General features: G+C 54.7%; 18 protein-coding genes. 10 read left to right on the top strand and 8 right to left on the bottom strand.

Features of this window, described 5'->3' with window-relative positions:
- Positions 1-65: 65 nt before the first annotated feature.
- Positions 66-452 (top strand): IS630 transposase-related protein, encoded by a 387-nt coding sequence (locus tag RHJ80_RS13210; RefSeq protein ID WP_206200062.1) that lies wholly within the window; start codon positions 66-68, stop codon positions 450-452.
- Here the strand turns inward: RHJ80_RS13210 and RHJ80_RS10110 are convergent.
- From RHJ80_RS10110 to RHJ80_RS10080, 7 genes are all read right to left on the bottom strand, one after another.
- The gene (locus RHJ80_RS10110) at positions 344-835 is read right to left on the bottom strand and encodes a hypothetical protein (protein ID WP_310800919.1); all 492 of its coding nucleotides are present in this window, start codon (positions 833-835) and stop codon (positions 344-346) included. The two genes, RHJ80_RS13210 and RHJ80_RS10110, sit on opposite strands and share 109 nt — an antisense overlap.
- Positions 823-1647: a site-specific DNA-methyltransferase gene (locus RHJ80_RS10105; protein WP_206201684.1), complete on the bottom strand. Its 825-nt coding sequence runs from the start codon at positions 1645-1647 to the stop codon at positions 823-825. Before RHJ80_RS10105 ends, RHJ80_RS10110 begins: the two co-directional genes overlap by 13 nt.
- A 247-nt stretch (positions 1648-1894) precedes the next feature.
- Positions 1895-2248: a DUF1257 domain-containing protein gene (locus RHJ80_RS10100; protein WP_149819118.1), complete on the bottom strand. Its 354-nt coding sequence runs from the start codon at positions 2246-2248 to the stop codon at positions 1895-1897.
- Positions 2249-2368: 120 nt separating this feature from the next.
- A complete protein-coding gene (locus tag RHJ80_RS10095; RefSeq protein WP_206201683.1) occupies positions 2369-3898 on the bottom strand; it encodes an AAA family ATPase in 1530 nt (509 codons plus the stop codon).
- 44 nt (positions 3899-3942) lie between these two features.
- Positions 3943-4266 carry a ribbon-helix-helix domain-containing protein gene (locus tag RHJ80_RS10090; protein ID WP_206200060.1) on the bottom strand — a complete coding sequence of 108 codons (324 nt, stop codon included), beginning with the start codon at positions 4264-4266 and terminating at the stop codon, positions 3943-3945.
- A gap of 132 nt (positions 4267-4398) precedes the next feature.
- Positions 4399-5394: a methionyl-tRNA formyltransferase gene (gene fmt / locus RHJ80_RS10085; RefSeq protein WP_310800917.1), complete on the bottom strand. Its 996-nt coding sequence runs from the start codon at positions 5392-5394 to the stop codon at positions 4399-4401.
- A 36-nt stretch (positions 5395-5430) separates the two neighbouring features.
- Positions 5431-7695 carry a ribonuclease R family protein gene (locus tag RHJ80_RS10080; protein ID WP_206200058.1) on the bottom strand — a complete coding sequence of 755 codons (2265 nt, stop codon included), beginning with the start codon at positions 7693-7695 and terminating at the stop codon, positions 5431-5433.
- Between the two features lie 221 nt (positions 7696-7916).
- Here RHJ80_RS10080 and acpP point away from each other — a divergent pair, with 221 nt between their 5' ends.
- The 6 genes from acpP to RHJ80_RS10050 all read left to right on the top strand — a co-directional run bounded on the left by acpP (position 7917) and on the right by RHJ80_RS10050 (position 13109).
- Complete coding sequence (gene acpP / locus RHJ80_RS10075; RefSeq protein WP_149819108.1) at positions 7917-8162, top strand: acyl carrier protein; 246 nt, start codon at positions 7917-7919, stop codon at positions 8160-8162.
- A gap of 4 nt (positions 8163-8166) precedes the next feature.
- Positions 8167-9429 (top strand): beta-ketoacyl-ACP synthase II, encoded by a 1263-nt coding sequence (gene fabF / locus RHJ80_RS10070; RefSeq protein WP_206200057.1) that lies wholly within the window; start codon positions 8167-8169, stop codon positions 9427-9429.
- Positions 9430-9464: 35 nt separating this feature from the next.
- Positions 9465-11459 carry a transketolase gene (tkt, locus tag RHJ80_RS10065; RefSeq protein ID WP_206200056.1) on the top strand — a complete coding sequence of 665 codons (1995 nt, stop codon included), beginning with the start codon at positions 9465-9467 and terminating at the stop codon, positions 11457-11459.
- Between the two features lie 107 nt (positions 11460-11566).
- Entirely contained in the window at positions 11567-11968 is a 402-nt protein-coding gene (locus RHJ80_RS10060) for a hypothetical protein (RefSeq protein ID WP_310800916.1), read from the top strand.
- A 4-nt stretch (positions 11969-11972) separates the two neighbouring features.
- A complete protein-coding gene (locus RHJ80_RS10055) occupies positions 11973-12383 on the top strand; it encodes a hypothetical protein (RefSeq protein WP_190278265.1) in 411 nt (136 codons plus the stop codon).
- Positions 12384-12563: 180 nt separating this feature from the next.
- Positions 12564-13109, top strand: coding sequence for a DUF3727 domain-containing protein (locus RHJ80_RS10050; protein WP_302677684.1), 546 nt, complete (start codon positions 12564-12566; stop codon positions 13107-13109).
- Here RHJ80_RS10050 and RHJ80_RS10045 read toward each other — a convergent pair.
- Entirely contained in the window at positions 13106-14503 is a 1398-nt protein-coding gene (locus RHJ80_RS10045) for an aminotransferase class I/II-fold pyridoxal phosphate-dependent enzyme (RefSeq protein WP_310800915.1), read from the bottom strand. The genes RHJ80_RS10050 and RHJ80_RS10045 overlap by 4 nt on opposite strands.
- Positions 14504-14546: 43 nt before the next feature.
- Here RHJ80_RS10045 and RHJ80_RS10040 point away from each other — a divergent pair, with 43 nt between their 5' ends.
- Genes RHJ80_RS10040 through RHJ80_RS10030 form a run of 3 tightly spaced genes read left to right on the top strand, consistent with a single transcriptional unit; the run spans position 14547 to position 16113 of the window.
- Positions 14547-14828 carry a helix-turn-helix transcriptional regulator gene (locus tag RHJ80_RS10040; protein ID WP_011057702.1) on the top strand — a complete coding sequence of 94 codons (282 nt, stop codon included), beginning with the start codon at positions 14547-14549 and terminating at the stop codon, positions 14826-14828.
- Positions 14821-15072: a hypothetical protein gene (locus RHJ80_RS10035; protein WP_302678207.1), complete on the top strand. Its 252-nt coding sequence runs from the start codon at positions 14821-14823 to the stop codon at positions 15070-15072. Before RHJ80_RS10040 ends, RHJ80_RS10035 begins: the two co-directional genes overlap by 8 nt.
- Positions 15073-15120: 48 nt before the next feature.
- The gene (locus tag RHJ80_RS10030; RefSeq protein ID WP_206200051.1) at positions 15121-16113 is read left to right on the top strand and encodes a pentapeptide repeat-containing protein; all 993 of its coding nucleotides are present in this window, start codon (positions 15121-15123) and stop codon (positions 16111-16113) included.
- The last annotated feature ends 8 nt before the right edge of the window (positions 16114-16121 follow it).

Raw genomic sequence — 16121 nt, 5'->3', positions numbered from 1 at the left:
TATAGCTGTTTCCAAAGGGAGTGAGATATTTTCAAGAGGCATAGGCTATACTCAAAGCGTCATGAATGTTACTCAAGAATATGAGCTATAGCTTGGACTTACGAGAGCGGGTTGTCTCCTATATCAAGCAAGGTGGCAAAATCAGTGAAGCGACTCAAATTTTTCAGGTGAGCCGCGCCACTATCCATCGCTGGCTGAAGCGAGACGACTTAGCCCCCACAGTTGTCCCCCGTCGTCCTTGGAAGCTGGATTGGGCGGCCTTAGCAGCCGATGTTGCTGCCCATCCCGATGACCGTTTAATCGACCGTGCCCAGCGATTTGGCGTTCAAGTTTCCACCATTAGTTATGCCCTCGACCAGATGGGCATCACCCGCAAAAAAAACAGATACGTTACCAAGAACGGTGTGAGGCAGAGCGACAAGCGTATCAACAGCAGCTCGACACATGGGTAGAGAGTCACGGCGAGGAAACGGTGGTGTATATTGACTAGCCAAGGCTGCTCACTGATCGGGGTGATTCCTTGAATGACATTAGCGGTAATTCCCAATTCCCGTGTCAAAATTTGCGGCACGATCGCGATCGGATCTTGATCCGACCCTACTCTGCCACCGGGAAAATCCACCGTAGCTCGCTGAACCCCCACCCGAAAGGTTGGCGGCAGGCAGATTAAATCCTTCCCTTGCAGCGGCAGGACAATCACCGAGTCCGCCTTTTCTACCCGCCAGTATTCTAGGGTTTCACCTGTGTCCGTCAACCACTTCTCGGCAATCAAGGTCACCCACTTGGATTGAATGCGTACCCGTTCATCGAGCGATCGCCAATTCACTGTTGCCACTCTTCAGGAACTTGGGCTATTTTCTCATGCCCTGTGGGGGCGTACACCGGTCTGCCGAGGGGACGGTAGGGCAGGGTGCCATTTTCATAGGCCTGAATCCGCTGGCGAGCAATGTTGACATAAGTGGGTTCCTTTTCACAGCCCATCGCCCGCCGATTGTGCATTAGGGCAGCCAAGAGGGATGATCCCACCCCCATATAGGGGTCAAAGACCCAATCCCCTTCATGGCTGAGGGCGAGAACGCACCGCTCCACTAACTCAATGGGAAACTGGCAGGGATGCAATGTTTTTTCAGGATGATTGGACTTGACATTGGGAATATCCCACACCAGTTCTTGCCAATCCTGAAGAACGATTTCCCAGACATCGGATGGATTTTTGCCCAAGGGATTGCCCGAGGGTTTGCCCTTATTGGGACCTTTGAAATGGCGTTTCCCCGGATATTTGGCTGGAATACGCACGGCATCCAAATTAAAGATGTAGTGATCGGACTTCGTGAACCAGAGAATCGTTTCATAGCGGCCAGAAAAGCGCTTTGTGGCATGGAGACCATGGCCAAATTTCCAGATGATGCGATTGCGCAGCTTCAAACCCAACCGCTTGAACAGGGGATAAAACAAAATATCCAAGGGATACACCTCTCCCCCTTGAACAAAATTCCCCACTTGCCAGCACAAACTTCCCTCTGGCCGCAGCACTCGATATAGCTCGGCAATCACTTGGCTTTGGCTTTGGAGATAGTCCTCAATCGCCACCGGGGTTTCATAGGCCTTGCCGAGGTTGTAGGGCGGCGACGTAAAGATGAGCGTCATGGCCTTATCCGGCACCTGACGAATCACCTCACAGACATCTCCACTGGCAACGACTAGGTTAGCCTCTGGAGAAAAACGCTCTTGAATGTGCTGGCCAGAACTCAATAACTATAAGCCATCCTTCCCTGTACCGCCAAAATACCATATTCGTAATCCTGAGATAAAAAAAGAGGCCGACCCCTAGGGAGTCAGCCAGCGGATTACTTGGGAACGCGCGCTAGACAGTACAAAGCAATTGGCAACAGGATTAGCTATGCACCACAAGCTTGACGTTGGCGTTCTGAAGGCCAGGACGCTTCACCTCAGCCAAGGTTTTGTTGATGGCATATTTTTGGTTGATCGAGTTGATCAGCTCCGTTTGGTTGTGTTTTTTGGCCACACCCCAGAGGTCAGCAATCAGATCAAAGGTGCCATCAGCATTGCGAGACCAGCCCAGATCATACTCGCCATCGAGGACAGCGACGATGTCAGAGCGAACACGTTGGCCATTGTAGCCACGCACATCGGCATTGGTTTTCACCGTAATGCCCAGATCCCGCAGGGACGCTTTCAAGATTTCAGCATCGGTAATTTTCGTACGCAGGGTGCTGAAGTGAGACATGTGGATTTCCTCCAGATTGAGACAGAAACATTGGACTGAATGAACCACAATTTATGGCGAACCAAACCCCTGTGGTCGGGTCTTTCTCCCATCTGCGCAGGGCAGACAGAAGGAAGCTTGTCAAAACTCCAGTCGCTGGTATTCAGCCACTGAAGCAGCCGCCGGACGCGCCCGTTGGCGTGCCCAATCCCGCAGTGCCGTGACCTGCTCTTGCATCGTCTTGGAAAGGGGTTGAGTGGCACGGCTAGCGGCAATAATGTCTAACTGGGTAAACTCGCGCCCTTGAGCAAAGGCTTCGTACATGGCAGCAATGATGGCCTGCTCAATCTCGGCACCTGAAAAGCCATCACAGATATTGGCGAGTTGCTCGAGGTCAAAGCGATCAATGTCGCGGCGGCGCTTGGTGAGGTGAATGCGAAAGATTTCCTTGCGCTCCTCGGCATTGGGCAAATCCACAAAGAAAATTTCGTCAAAGCGACCTTTGCGCAAAAATTCACCGGGGAGCCGTTCGACGCGGTTGGCTGTCGCCAAGACAAAGACGGGAGACTTTTTCTCCTGCATCCAAGTGAGGAAGGAGCCAAAGATCCGGCTTGAGGTACCGCCATCGGAGTCCGAGGAGCCTGCTCCGCCCGCAAAGGCCTTGTCCATTTCATCAATGAAGAGAATGGCAGGGGAGATCGATTCAGCGGTTTTCAGGGCATTGCGCAAATTCGCTTCCGATCGCCCCACCATTGAACCGTCATAGACGCGCCCCATATCAAGGCGCAGCAACGGCAAGCCCCAAAGGCGGGAGGTGGTTTTGGCAATCAGGGACTTCCCACAGCCGGGGACCCCCAAAATTAACATCCCCTTCGGTTGCGGTAAGCCGTATTCACGCGCCTTTTCACTGAAGGCGTTGGAGCGTTGGCGTAACCAGACTTTCAGTTCCTCTAGACCGCCGACCGAATCAATGGTTTCATCCACTTCCATATACTCGAGGATGCCATTGCGGCGGATGAGTTGCTTTTTCTCAGAGAGGATGATGTCCACTTCGGCTTCCGTAAGGCGCCCAGCGGTCACTTTGGCTTTGCGAAAGACTTTTTCAGCTTCATCCCGCGTCAGGCCAAGGGTGGCTTTGACGAGTTTTTCCCGTACTTCAGGGGTGAGGCGGCGATTGCGGGGATCCAGTTGCTCCCCGAGAACCTGATCTAGTTCGTTGATACTGGGTAGGGGGTAGTCAACGACAACGATTTCTTTTTCCAGTTCGACAGGAATCCGCTGCGCTGCTTCTGGGGACATGAGAATAATGGTTTTGTGGCTGCTTTTGAAGCTGGCGATCGCGTCCCGTAAAGAACGAGTCACAGGGGGCGAATCAATGAAGGGGTGCAAATCCTTGAAGACGTAGATGCCCGGTTCCCGTTGGTGAACAACCCATTGAATGGCAGCTTCCGGCGAGACAGTGTTGTGGTGACTGTTGTTGCGGGGATGGCCATACTCGACCATGCCGTGGGTCACTGTCCAGATGTAGAGCTTGCGGGGAGACCGCCCTTGAGGCCCGACTTGACTTTGGGCAATGGTGGCGATCGCCTGCTCAGCCCGCTCTTCTTCAGAGGTCAGGAGGTAGATCAACGGATATTGCGCTTGGATGAGGATACTCAATTCTTCTTGCACAGCAATCACCTCCTTCTTTCAAGGCTGACCCAACACCCCCGCCACTAGCGGGCAGACACCAACTCGACGGAGAGCGAAGGAACACTGAGGCTGTCGTCATCAATCACTGTGGGCTGATTGACCAAGGCCGTTAGCTCATCCCCCCGCAGGACAAGGGCACTAGCACACTCTGGGCAGTGGTAAACCCGATGCACATTGCCATGCTTTTGCTCGGCATATTCCGCCAGTACGTCTGGGTGAGCCAGCAGAAATTCAATGGCACGTTCAGCAAGGGTGGACATCGTTTCCTGCTCGACGACAGCGGCAATCTTGAGCTGGCGGTGCACATCGGGGGATAGATACAACGTAACCTTTTGCTTATCTTCCATAGGGGTTAGAGACGTACCTAGGTATGTGTGCCAGTGTAGTGAGCCGATCCGAGGGGTGTCAAGGTGAAATGCTGTCAAAACGGCAAAATCGTAACATTTAGTTACATTAAGCCCCGCGTGCTTAAAACTCAGTTACAGGGCTGAGGGCATCATATCGAATTGAGTGGCGATCGCCAGCCGTACCCCATTGACAAAATCCCACCCCGATTGGGCTTTGCGACCACTCAAGTGCACTTGACTCAGCAGCAGGCGACCCTTGCCCGTCTGTACCACGGAGCCCCATCCCTTAATTAGCTCTACCACCGTACCCGGGGCGGAAGCTGCCTCAGGCTCACAAACAAAAGACTGTAAAGGTTCCGGTAATTCGGCCCTCACTTCGGGCACCAATGGCCACGTTTGCAGCAGTTTCAAGGGGGTGTCTTGCCACTGGGTATAGGCATAGGGGTAAAAGGCGCGCACTTGGTTGTGAAGGGCTAGGGCCGATCGCCCCCAATCAATGGCATAGTCACTTTTTTGAATGAGCGGTGCGTAGGTAGCCTCAGCGTCGTTTTGGGGTTCGGGTTGAAGCTGTGGCAGTTGCTGCAAGGTTTCTAGTAGGAGGTCGGCACCGATGTCACTGAGCTTGGCACTGAGGGTAGCAGCGTTATCTCCTAGATGAATCGTTACTTTGCGCTTCAGGAGCATTGGGCCTGTGTCCATACCCGCATCCATGCGCATCGTCGTCACGCCGGTTTCCCCTTCGCCATGGTAGAGTGCCCACTGAATGGGAGCGGCACCGCGATACTTCGGCAGCAGCGAGCCGTGGATGTTGATGCAGCCGTAACGGGGAATCTCAAGGATCGACGGGGGCAGGATTTGACCGTAGGCCACCACCACAAAGACATCAGCGCCTAGCGATCGCAAGACCTCAGGCAGCTCTGGATCCCGACGCAGACGTTCCGGCTGCCAAACTGGTAACCCGTGACAAAGGGCTAAGGCCTTGACCGGAGAAGGCGATAATTGGTTGCCCCGTCCCCGTCGGCGATCGGGCTGGGTGACCACCCCCAACACTTGATAGGTCTCTGTTTCCAGCAGCCGTTGTAGCGGCGCAAGGGCAAACTCCGGTGTGCCAAAATAAACGATTTTCAATCGCTGCCCACTCCCTGCAAAACGTCAACTGCTGGTTTAGAGAGTCTCAGGAGCGTCATCCTCAGAAGGAGTGAGGGCTTCCCCACCATCACTAGCGCCGTTCAGATCTTCTTCCGTCGCTTGGGAGCCACCACTAATGACCGCCAAATCCACCTGCTGGCGGTAGGAATCCACATTTTTAATCAGGACTTCCACGCGATCGCCCAAGCGGTAGCGCAAGCGGTTACGCCGACCCGTCAAGGTTTGGGCATGGGCACGGTATTCATACCAGTCATCCTTGAGGGAGCTGACGTGGACTAAGCCCTCAACATTAAAGTCAATCAGTTCCACAAAGAAGCCATAGGACTGCACGCCGGTAATAATGCCCGAACGCACTTCGCCGATGCAGGCTTGGACTTGGCGCACCCGTTGCAAGCCCACCAAATCTTTCCATGCGGCGTAGGTTTGCCGCTCCCGCTCTTGGAGGTGAGGGGCTAATTCATTAACCAGGGTGTCCACTTCCCGCTGGGTATCGGTGGTGAAGACGGTCCAATTCACCTGCTCCAAGCAACTGGATTCGCCAAGATTGACGCGCTCTTTTGCCCGTGGCCCGCGGCGATCGCGCCCTTCCGTCAGGAGAATGTGCAAAATGCGCTGATTCACAATGTCAGTGTAGCGTTGGAGGGGTGAGCAGAAATGGCCATAGCCCTCGCCAGTGGCCAAACTAAAGTGGAGCAGCGCCACGGCGGCATCGCTGGCGGGTTTGAGTTTATCGAGCAACAGTTCCTGCAACACGGCTGCCAGATCCGAGGTGGCCAATTGTGCCATAAAGCGCTGACAGTCGCGGGGCGTGACCTGCGCGGGATTGTCTAGGCTCAAGGGCAAGTTGAGATTTTGGCAGAGCTTGAGAAAATCCTGCACGGCATAGAGTTCGGGCACAGGCTGCGTGCGGTAGAGAGCCGGTACCCCCAACTTCGCCAAATGACGGGCAAGGAGTTCATTGGCAAGGATCACTAAGCTTGTCCAAGGGGTGACCCTCGGTAGGGGAATGGCGGGGGCGAGACCCTCATCGGCATAGGCAAGGCTCAGGGCATCCGCTGGGGTGACTTCAATACTCCCCCGTGCCTGTCGTTGCTGACTCACGGCATTGGCAAGGTGAATCAGGGCACGCAACCAATCACCGGAACTATCCCCTAGGGCAAGGGTGGCCGCCACCTGCTCACTGGTGACACAGGCATCAACGCGGATACAACTGCGGTAAATTCTGTAGGACTGAACTTCACCGGCATTGTTGATCACCATCAGCAGCGAAATGGCAGCGCGATCGCCCCCCGGCAGCAAGCGCAACCTCTCCAATTCCTGCGGCAAGAGGGGCAAACTCAGTTCAGGGGTGGCGAGGGTCATACCCTGACGGCGAGCAGTGCGATCCAGCAGTTCATCACGGGGGAGCAATCCCCCCACATCGCTAATGTGAATCCCCAACTGCCAGAGATTTTGCTCGAGGGCATCGAGGGAAAAGGCCACTTGGGGTTCTTGGCCGGGAGCCACTAAGGTAATGGTGACCAGTTCCCGCAAGTCTTGGCGATCGCTCAAGTCCAAGGTTTCCAACTGGGCATTTAAGGTGGCGGCTGCTGTCCGCAGGGCGGGGCTAAATTGGCGGACAAGATTATGTTTGCAGCAAATCAAGTCCAAAGCAGGTGCCGATTGGGCATCACTCCCTAGGATCTGGCCAATTTCCCCCGTCGGCAGGTACCCCCCCAAGGGATAGCGGCGAATGTTCACATGCACCAGTTGATCCACCACCGTGGATAGATCGGGGACGAGGTCATTGGGTTCAAGGGCAATTTCAAAGAGCAGGCGATCGTCGAGGGGTGTGGCCCGAAACCCATCTTCGGTCTGTTTCACCCGGGCAATCACCGAGGGGTTTCCCCGCTCAAGGATCAGTTTCACTTCCCCCTCTGGAGATTTCTTGCGGCGGCCTTCACGGGTGACCCGCACCAGCACGCGATCGCCATTCCAAGCAGTGCTGAGTTGATGCTCGCGCACAAAAATATCTTCGGCACCCTCGGTATCCTGAATCGCAAAGCAAAACCCTTTGCTGGAGCAGCGCAGCCGCCCTTCAATCAAGCCATCATCACTGGCGCGGCGATACTTGCCCCGTTCTTTAATAAGCAGGCCAATGCGTTCTAGGGCATCGAGGGCAATTTCCAGTTCTCGCTGGCTCTCAGGATCGTCACAGCCGAGTTTTTTTTCGAGAACCTTGGGGGCAACAAATTTATCTTCGCTAAAGTTGGCAAGCAGACTGGCAATCGTAAAATGCATCGGCAACTCGGTGAAGGGAGGGCAATAGTGGATGTAGCGTTGTTGGTGTCAAGTATCCAAACTGTAGCTTATCACAGTTGCGGAAGCATCCTAGGGGATCCCCAATCTGTCCTATAATTATGGCGCGTTGATTCTGGGCACGAAACATCCTAGATTTGAGGAATGGCGATCGCCCGCATCAATTACTGTTCTCAATCGTTGTCCATCCGGTTAAGGCATCTATGAATCAGTCTGAAATTCTCGAAAAAGTAAAAGCCATTGTTGCCGATCAACTCAGTGTTGATGCAGAAAAAGTTGTGCCCGAAGCAAGTTTTGCCGAGGATCTCAATGCTGACTCCCTTGACTCCGTGGAGTTGATCATGGCACTTGAGGAAGCGTTTGGTGTGGAAATTCCCGACGAAGAGGCGGAAAAACTGAAAACCGTCCAAGATGTCCTTGACTTTATCAACAATAAGGTAGCTGCATAGATCCATGGCAAAGGCGCACCAAAAACGGGTCGTTGTCACGGGGATGGGGGCAATTACCCCCCTCGGCAACACCCTTGCGGAGTATTGGGAAGGGTTAATGGCCGGTCGCAACGGCATTGATTACATCACGGCTTTTGATGCCAGTCGTCATGACTGCCGCATTGCGGGTGAGGTGCGTGGCTTTGATCCCACCCTCTACATGGATCGCAAAGATGCCAAACGCATGGATCGCTTTGCTCAATTTGCCGTGGCTGCCAGTAAGCAAGCCCTTGCAGATGCCCAATTGACGATTGACGAGGGCAATGCCACTGACATTGGCATCATTATTGGTACGGGTGTGGGCGGGCTAAAGGTGATGGAGGATCAGCAGGAGGTCTATCTCACCAAGGGGCCCGATCGCTGTAGTCCCTTTATGATCCCGATGATGATTGCCAATATGGCCGCCGGACTCACCGCCATTCACACCGGTGCCAAAGGCCCCAATTCCTGTTCCGTGACCGCCTGTGCAGCGGGTTCCAATGCCATTGGCGATGCCTTCCGCATGGTGCAGCACGGTTATGCCAAGGCGATGATCTGTGGCGGTACTGAGGCAGCGATTACTCCCCTATCGGTGGCGGGTTTTGCGGCAGCCCGTGCCCTGTCCACCCGCAATGATGACCCCCACCATGCCAGCCGTCCCTTTGACCTCAACCGCGATGGCTTTGTCCTTGGGGAAGGGGCAGGCATCTTGATCCTTGAAGAATTGGAATTTGCCCTTGCCCGGGGGGCACGCATCTATGCAGAAATGGTGGGCTATGGCTTGACCTGTGATGCCTACCACATGACTGCTCCCTCACCGGGGGGAGAAGGGGCGGCCCGTGCCATTGAAGCCTGCCTCAAGGATGGGGAGATTGCCCCGGATCAGGTGAGCTATATCAATGCCCACGGTACAAGCACCCCCGCCAACGACAGTACGGAAACTGCCGCCATTAAACGTGCCCTTGGTGAGGAAAATGCCCGTCGCGTTCCCGTGAGTTCGACAAAATCCATGACGGGGCACCTCCTAGGGGGGTCAGGGGGTATTGAGGCGATCGCAACGGTGATGGCAGTTGCCCACGATCGCATCCCCCCTACAATTAACTTGGAGCAACCGGATCCTGCCTGCGATCTGGACTATGTTCCCCATCAGAGCCGGGCTTGTCCGGTGACGGTGGCTTTGTCCAACTCCTTTGGCTTTGGTGGGCACAACGTGACGTTGGCCTTCCGCAAATTTACTCCCGATCGTTAACTGTCTGCTGCAAACCCAATTAGAGAGAGAAAGCAATGCCTGCGGTGACTCAATCCCTTGATGAACTCTGTATTAATGCGATTCGTTTCCTAGCGATCGATGCGGTGCAAAAGGCCAACTCCGGGCACCCCGGCCTACCAATGGGGGCAGCACCCATGGCCTATGTGCTGTGGAACCAGTTCATGCGGTTTAACCCCAAAAATCCGCAGTGGTTCAATCGCGATCGCTTTGTCCTTTCGGCGGGTCATGGCTGTATGTTGCAGTATGCCCTGCTCTACCTCACGGGCTACGACAGCGTCACCATCGAGGACATTAAACAGTTTCGCCAATGGGGATCGCGCACACCCGGTCACCCGGAAAACTTTGAAACCCCCGGTGTGGAGGTGACCACAGGCCCTCTCGGTCAAGGGATTTGTAACGCCGTTGGCTTAGCAGTGGCGGAAGCCCATTTAGCGGCTCGCTTCAACAAGCCCGATGTCAAACTAGTGGATCACTACACCTACGTTATCCTTGGCGATGGCTGCAACATGGAGGGCATCTCCGGCGAAGCCTGCTCCCTTGCGGGTCACTGGGGCTTAGGCAAACTCATTGCCCTCTACGACGATAACCACATTTCCATTGACGGTTCCACCGACATTGCCTTTACAGAGGATGTCTGCAAGCGCTTTGAGGCCTATGGTTGGCACGTGCAGCACGTCGCCGATGGCAATACGGATCTTGCGGGCATTGCCAAAGCCATTGAAGCGGCCAAAGCCGTAACCGATAAACCTTCACTCATTAAAGTCACCACTACCATTGGCTATGGTTCCCCCAACAAAGCCAACACCGCTGGGGTGCACGGCGCTGCTCTTGGGCCTGAGGAAGTCAAGCTCACCCGCGAAAACCTTGGCTGGAACTATGAGCCTTTTGTTGTCCCCGAGGATGTCCTCAACCACTTCCGCAAAGCCGTGGAGCGCGGTGCTAGCTATGAAGCGGAGTGGAACCAAACCCTCGCCACCTATCGCCAAAAGTATCCTGAGGAGGCTGCCGAATTTGAACGGCTGCTGCGGGGTGAGCTGCCCGCCAACTGGGATGCCAATCTGCCGAGCTACACTCCTGAAGATAAGGCTGTGGCCACCCGCAAGCATTCGGAAATTTGCCTGAACGCGATCGCCCCCAATCTGCCGGAACTCATTGGCGGTTCTGCCGACTTGACCCACTCCAACCTCACCGAACTCAAGTGCTCCGGTGACTTCCAAAAAGGCCAGTACCAAAATCGCAACATTCGCTTTGGCGTACGGGAACACGGCATGGCCGCCATCTGCAACGGCATTGCTCTCCACAATTCCGGCTTGATTCCCTACTGTGCCACTTTCTTGGTCTTTGCCGATTACCTGCGGCCTGCCCTGCGCCTCTCAGCCCTCTCCCAAGCGGGGGTGATCTATGTGATGACCCACGACTCCATTGCTCTTGGTGAAGATGGCCCTACCCACCAACCCGTGGAAACCTTGGCCTCATTGCGTGCCATTCCCAACCTACTGGTGATCCGTCCTGCCGATGGCAATGAAACCTCGGGTGCCTACCAAGTGGCCGTCCAACGCCGCAAACAGCCAACCCTCTTGGCACTGACGCGGCAAAATGTCCCCAACTTGGCCGGTACCTCTGCGGCCAATGTCGCCAAAGGTGCCTACACGCTGGTAGATTGCGCAGGGACGCCCGATTTGATCCTGATTGGCACCGGTTCAGAAGTCTCCCTCTGTGTCAAGGCTGCTGAAACCCTGACGGCCAGTGGCAAGAAGGTGCGGGTCGTGTCCATGCCCTCCTGGGAACTCTTTGAGGAGCAGTCTCCCGAGTACAAAGCCAGTGTGCTCCCTGCGGGGGTAAAACGCCTTGCTGTAGAAGCGGCTTCGAGTTTTGGTTGGTGCCGCTATGCCGATGCAACGGTGTCGATCGAGCGCTTTGGTGCCTCGGCTCCCGGTAACGTCCTCATGGAGAAATTTGGCTTCACGGTGGACAATGTGGTGGCCAAGGCCAATGCCCTGCTTGGCTAAGTTGCCAGTGGTACGCCTTTAGACGGAAAATATCAATAGATGCTCAGGGTGGGGGGTATAACTCTCTGCCCTGTTTTGCTTTTTTTGAGTTTTTTTGAGAACGCCCTATGCCACGTCGTCGGAAAAAATTTCCCTGCGGCCACCAAGGCTATGGTCAGGTTTGCCACTACTGCGCTCAGTTGATCCAAGCAAAAGCTCTAGAGGTAGCAGAACGGGAACAGGCACGACTGGCACGGCAGGAGTGGGAGGCCACCTTTGCCAAGGATGTGGTGGATCTACAGGGATTGCCCAAGTGGGTTGTCCTCAAAGCCCGCCAAGTGATTGCAGAACTCCTTGCAGGGGCCGACTATCGCCAGTTCAAGGGCAAGCGCCTGAATCACGATCGCCGCATTATTAGTATTCCCCTGAGCTATGACTATCGCCTCATCTGCTATGACACGGGCGATCGCATTGAACCCCGTAGTGTGCTCTCCCACGAAGCCTACAATGTCAAAAAACCCCTCGCTTAGTCTCATGACGGCCAACACAGATCATCCTTGGTATGCAGCGGCACAACTGATTCAACCGGCACTGATTCGCCTGCTTGATCATCTGCGGCGATCGCTAGAAACTTCCCCTTGGCAGGGCACCTATGAAACCGTTGAGATTCCCTGTGGTGAAGCCGAACCACAAATTCTCTACTGGCTGCACTTACGTCAGGGCGATCGCCAAGAGCGGGTGAACCTGTGGGAGCTGTGCTACCAAATTTGTTTTCAGCAGTACACCCCAGAACTCGACTACAGCGGCATCCATGACTTTCAGGTGGGGGAGGTGCAAGCTGACCTCAGCCTCTTTGACCCTGCTGGGGAGGTGGACTGGCACAAGCTCGATCAGAAGGCAGCACAGGTGGTTGCCGCCCTATTTGCCGGCTTAGATCCCCCTTAATTTTAATTTTTTGTAGAAAATTAACCAAGGTTGCCACAGGGAATGCCCCACGGCGACCCGCTACATGGTATGCTCCAATGCCATAGGGAATCTTTTTACCGAAGCAGCATGGGTTCAAACTATCAAAACCAGCAAAACAGTAATGAGCAGCCCTGGGAGGAGGAAGACTTCGAGGAGGAGATGGAGCAACTCCGCCTTTACGATGATGACGGTCGCTTCCTCGACTGCTACATCGAGTTTCGTCTGAATGTGCAAGGGGAAACCTATGCGCTGCTGCGGCCAGTGGACTACCCCGTAGAAATTTTTGCGGTCGTGGCCGAAAACGACGAGGAAGAAACCTTGGTGCCCCTAGAGGAGCAGGAAATTGATGCGGTCTTTGATACAGCCCGTGCCATCCTTGAAGAACAAAACCTCACCCTCAAGCGCACTGCACTGACCCTCACCGTAGCGGGTGAACTACCGGATCTGGATGAAGATGAGATTCTCACGGTTGAAGTGGAAGCCGATGATGACATTGAGGAGTATCAACCCCTCGGCAGTAGCTTCTTTTGCGGTACGCGAGAATACAGCGTTTATACGCCCCTGAGTCCGACCCTGTACGTTGCCCGTCTTGTCCCCGGTCAAGAACCTGAACTCCTCTCTCCCCAAGATTTTCAACACCTGCAACCCCTCTTGGAACAGCATTTGGTGAGCCATCTCATTGAAGAGGAGGACTGGGAAGACTAGACCCTACAGATTCTTAGGGTTTGTAGCGTAGGATCGGCAGCCCCCACGATCTCTGCCCCCAGCTCTTGGAGGGTTTGCAAGGTTTCAATCACTGATGCAGTGATCCGTTCCCCGGCGATAACAGCGGGAATTCCCGGTGGGTAGGGGGAGAGTGTCTCGGCGCTAATCTCATTTAAGGCCGCCTTGAGGGGAACCGATGCCTGTGGGCAAAAGTAGGCGTCCCGTGGTGAGAGCGTAGGTTCTTCAAGGTTAGGGATTGGGGGGATGGCCAGTGGTGGCAGAGGGGCATGGTAGCAGTATTCGGCGCAAACACTTTTTAGGCGATCGGCCAAGATTTCGAGCATTGTTTGGCTGGTACCGAGGCCAAGGCAAAAGGTGAGCGATCGCCCGCTGGGAAATTCAGCAATGATCTGCGGTTGCAACAGCTCATCTAGGGCAAACCCCGTCAGACCGATCGACCACGTCCCTAGGGTCAATCGCAGCGGATCCTGAGGGATGCCTGTGGGCTGCCAGCGCGGCAAAGGCCATTGAGAGGTCTTAACCCACTGGAGAAGTCGGGCGTAGATTTGCTCTCCCTGCTCAGCCATCTGCACCCCCGCCCGCTCAAGGGCTGCCAAAAACCAATAGCTGGGACTGGTGGTTTGCACGAGGTTCAGGGCTTGACTCAAGCGCTCAGGAGACACCCGCTCCCCCTTCAGATGCAGCACTGCCGTTTGGGTTAACGTGCCGAGGGTTTTGTGCCACGACTGCACCACCACATCTGCGCCTGCGGCCAAAGCGGCTACCGGAAAGGCGGGATGATAGGCAAAATGACTGCCGTGGGCTTCATCGACAATGAGGGGCAAACCGTGGTCATGGACGCACTGAGCAATCTCGACCAAGGGTGAGCAAAGGCCTTCATAGGTGGGACTGACAAGCACAACCGCCTTGGTATCGGGATAGGCAGCCAAGCCGGCGGCAACCACATCACGGGTAATGGGCAACGGCAGCCCCCACTGGGGATCAACCGCGACTCCCAAATAGATGGGCTTCGCCCCCGTTAACACCAGTCCCGCAATCACTGAGCGGTGGACATTGCGCCCCACAAGAACGCGATCGCCCGGCCCTACCGTGGCTAGAAGTGCGGCTAAAAGACCACTGGTGGCACCATTCACCAAAAACCAAGCGCGATCGCTCCCCGCCGTCGCCGCTACCGCCGCCTGTGCCTCTGCCAGCACTCCTGTTGGCTGCGCCAAATTATCAAGGCCGGGCAACTCACTTAAATCTTGGGCTAAGGCCATTCCCCAAAGGGCACGCAACAGCGGTTCCATGCCTCGACCCCGTTGATGGCCGGGCGTGTGTAAGGGAATCGTGTGGTTTTGGGCTAAAAGAGCAGCAAGGAGAGAAATCGTCAACTAGAATGAGTATAAGGGTCTAAGTAATTATACGGATTTAGGGATGTCTATACCGCAAGACGATCGGTTGGAGTATTCACTGCTGTCGGAGCGTGAGCTACAGGTGTTGGAGCTTGTGGCGGCGGGGCTAACCAACCAAGACATTGCCGCCAAACTAGACATCAGCAAGCGTACGGTAGATAACCATATCAGTAATATTCTGATGAAAACAAAATCAGAAAATCGTGTGGCACTTGTGCGCTGGGCTTTAGCGTGGGGTAAAGTTTGCTTGAATGATGTCAATTGTTGTGCACTGCCCACCCCCCCTACCCAGCCCCATGAGTGAACGTGTGTACTACAATCCCCGCCTGCCACTGGCCGTCTATCGTGAGCTGGCTGCCCACTTGCAGTTACTTGATGGGATTTCTGTGCGGCTGTTGCCCCAAACCTGTTCCCGCTTTGACTACGAATTGAGCCAAATTGAAGGCATTGCCGTGACTTGGCCGCCAACGCCAAACATGCAAGCACGCTGTGAGGAGATTCTCCAACACTATGGACTGCAGTATGGGGACTGGCAGGGTTCACTATAGGTATGGTATTGCTGGAATGCCAATGCTGCTCCCTGCTGGAGACTAACGATGGAATCCGCAGAATTGCTCGCCTGCTATGCCAAGGGTCAAACCAATTTTCAAACTGTGAATCTGACTGGCCTCAATCTGGTTGGCGCCGATTTAATCGGCATTGATTTGCGGGGTGCTAGTTTACAGGGGGCACACTTGCAGTTCTGTCATTTTGGCCGTGCTGATTTTAGTTATGCTCTGTTGACGGGAGCACGCTTGGAAGGATGCAACTTTACCCAAGCAGTTTTTAACGATAGCCATTTTCGTGATGCCCAATGTCATGGTTGCGTTTTTGATCGCGCCAATTTGCAGGGGGCAGATCTCACATTGGCGGTTTTTCGCGACTGCAACTTCCTGAGTAGTGACTTGCGACAGGTGAATTTAAGCCATACGGTTTTGGCTGGCTCCTGTCTGCGCAGTGCTAACTTTCGCAAAGAGAACTATCAGGAGGGGGCAAGTCTGGTGGGTGCAGATCTCCGCCAAGTCGATCTCCAAGGAACGAATTTGGCAGGAGCGGATTTATCACGGGCTAACCTCAAGGGAGCCAATCTCAAGGAGGCCAACCTTAATGCCGCTAACCTGACCCAAGCCAATTTGGCAAATACCAATCTTCAGGGGGCGATTCTCACCCGTGCCATTCTCTATGAGGCGAATCTGGTGGGAAGCAACTTACGGCAGTCGCGGCTGGCTCAAGCAGACCTGCGGGGAGCGATTCTCACGCAAGCGGATTTAAGTCAAGCGATTCTCTCTGAGGCGCGGCTTGATGATGCCCAAGCTCAAGGGGTGAACTTGCGGGAAGCGGTTTTGAATAAGGCGGATTTGCGGCGTACGGATCTCACTAGGGCGGATTTGCAAGAAGCTCGCCTCATTGATGCCTACCTAGCCCGCACGAATCTCAAGGGTGCCAATTTACGTCAAGCCAACCTAATACGTGCTGATCTCAGTAGTGCCCTGTTGCTGGAGGCTTGCTTGGAGCAGGCATTAATGCCCGATGGCAGTGTCTTTATCTAAAGCACTTG

The organism is Thermosynechococcus sp. QS41, assembly GCF_031583515.1.
In the GTDB taxonomy this organism is placed as follows: domain Bacteria; phylum Cyanobacteriota; class Cyanobacteriia; order Thermosynechococcales; family Thermosynechococcaceae; genus Thermosynechococcus.
This window is presented reverse-complemented; position numbering and strand designations above follow the sequence as displayed.

Bases quoted from the DNA above. Each gene is read 5' to 3' on its own strand.
- RHJ80_RS13210 (WP_206200062.1), top strand. From the start codon at position 66: ATGTTACTCAAGAATATGAGCTATAGCTTGGACTTACGAGAGCGGGTT.
- RHJ80_RS10105 (WP_206201684.1), bottom strand. From the start codon at position 1,647: ATGACGCTCATCTTTACGTCGCCGCCCTACAACCTCGGCAAGGCCTAT.
- RHJ80_RS10100 (WP_149819118.1), bottom strand. From the start codon at position 2,248: ATGTCTCACTTCAGCACCCTGCGTACGAAAATTACCGATGCTGAAATC.
- RHJ80_RS10090 (WP_206200060.1), bottom strand. From the start codon at position 4,266: ATGGAAGATAAGCAAAAGGTTACGTTGTATCTATCCCCCGATGTGCAC.
- RHJ80_RS10080 (WP_206200058.1), bottom strand. From the start codon at position 7,695: ATGCATTTTACGATTGCCAGTCTGCTTGCCAACTTTAGCGAAGATAAA.
- acpP (WP_149819108.1), top strand. From the start codon at position 7,917: ATGAATCAGTCTGAAATTCTCGAAAAAGTAAAAGCCATTGTTGCCGAT.
- fabF (WP_206200057.1), top strand. From the start codon at position 8,167: ATGGCAAAGGCGCACCAAAAACGGGTCGTTGTCACGGGGATGGGGGCA.
- tkt (WP_206200056.1), top strand. From the start codon at position 9,465: ATGCCTGCGGTGACTCAATCCCTTGATGAACTCTGTATTAATGCGATT.
- RHJ80_RS10060 (WP_310800916.1), top strand. From the start codon at position 11,567: ATGCCACGTCGTCGGAAAAAATTTCCCTGCGGCCACCAAGGCTATGGT.
- RHJ80_RS10055 (WP_190278265.1), top strand. From the start codon at position 11,973: ATGACGGCCAACACAGATCATCCTTGGTATGCAGCGGCACAACTGATT.
- RHJ80_RS10050 (WP_302677684.1), top strand. From the start codon at position 12,564: ATGGAGCAACTCCGCCTTTACGATGATGACGGTCGCTTCCTCGACTGC.
- RHJ80_RS10040 (WP_011057702.1), top strand. From the start codon at position 14,547: ATGTCTATACCGCAAGACGATCGGTTGGAGTATTCACTGCTGTCGGAG.
- RHJ80_RS10035 (WP_302678207.1), top strand. From the start codon at position 14,821: ATGAGTGAACGTGTGTACTACAATCCCCGCCTGCCACTGGCCGTCTAT.
- RHJ80_RS10030 (WP_206200051.1), top strand. From the start codon at position 15,121: ATGGAATCCGCAGAATTGCTCGCCTGCTATGCCAAGGGTCAAACCAAT.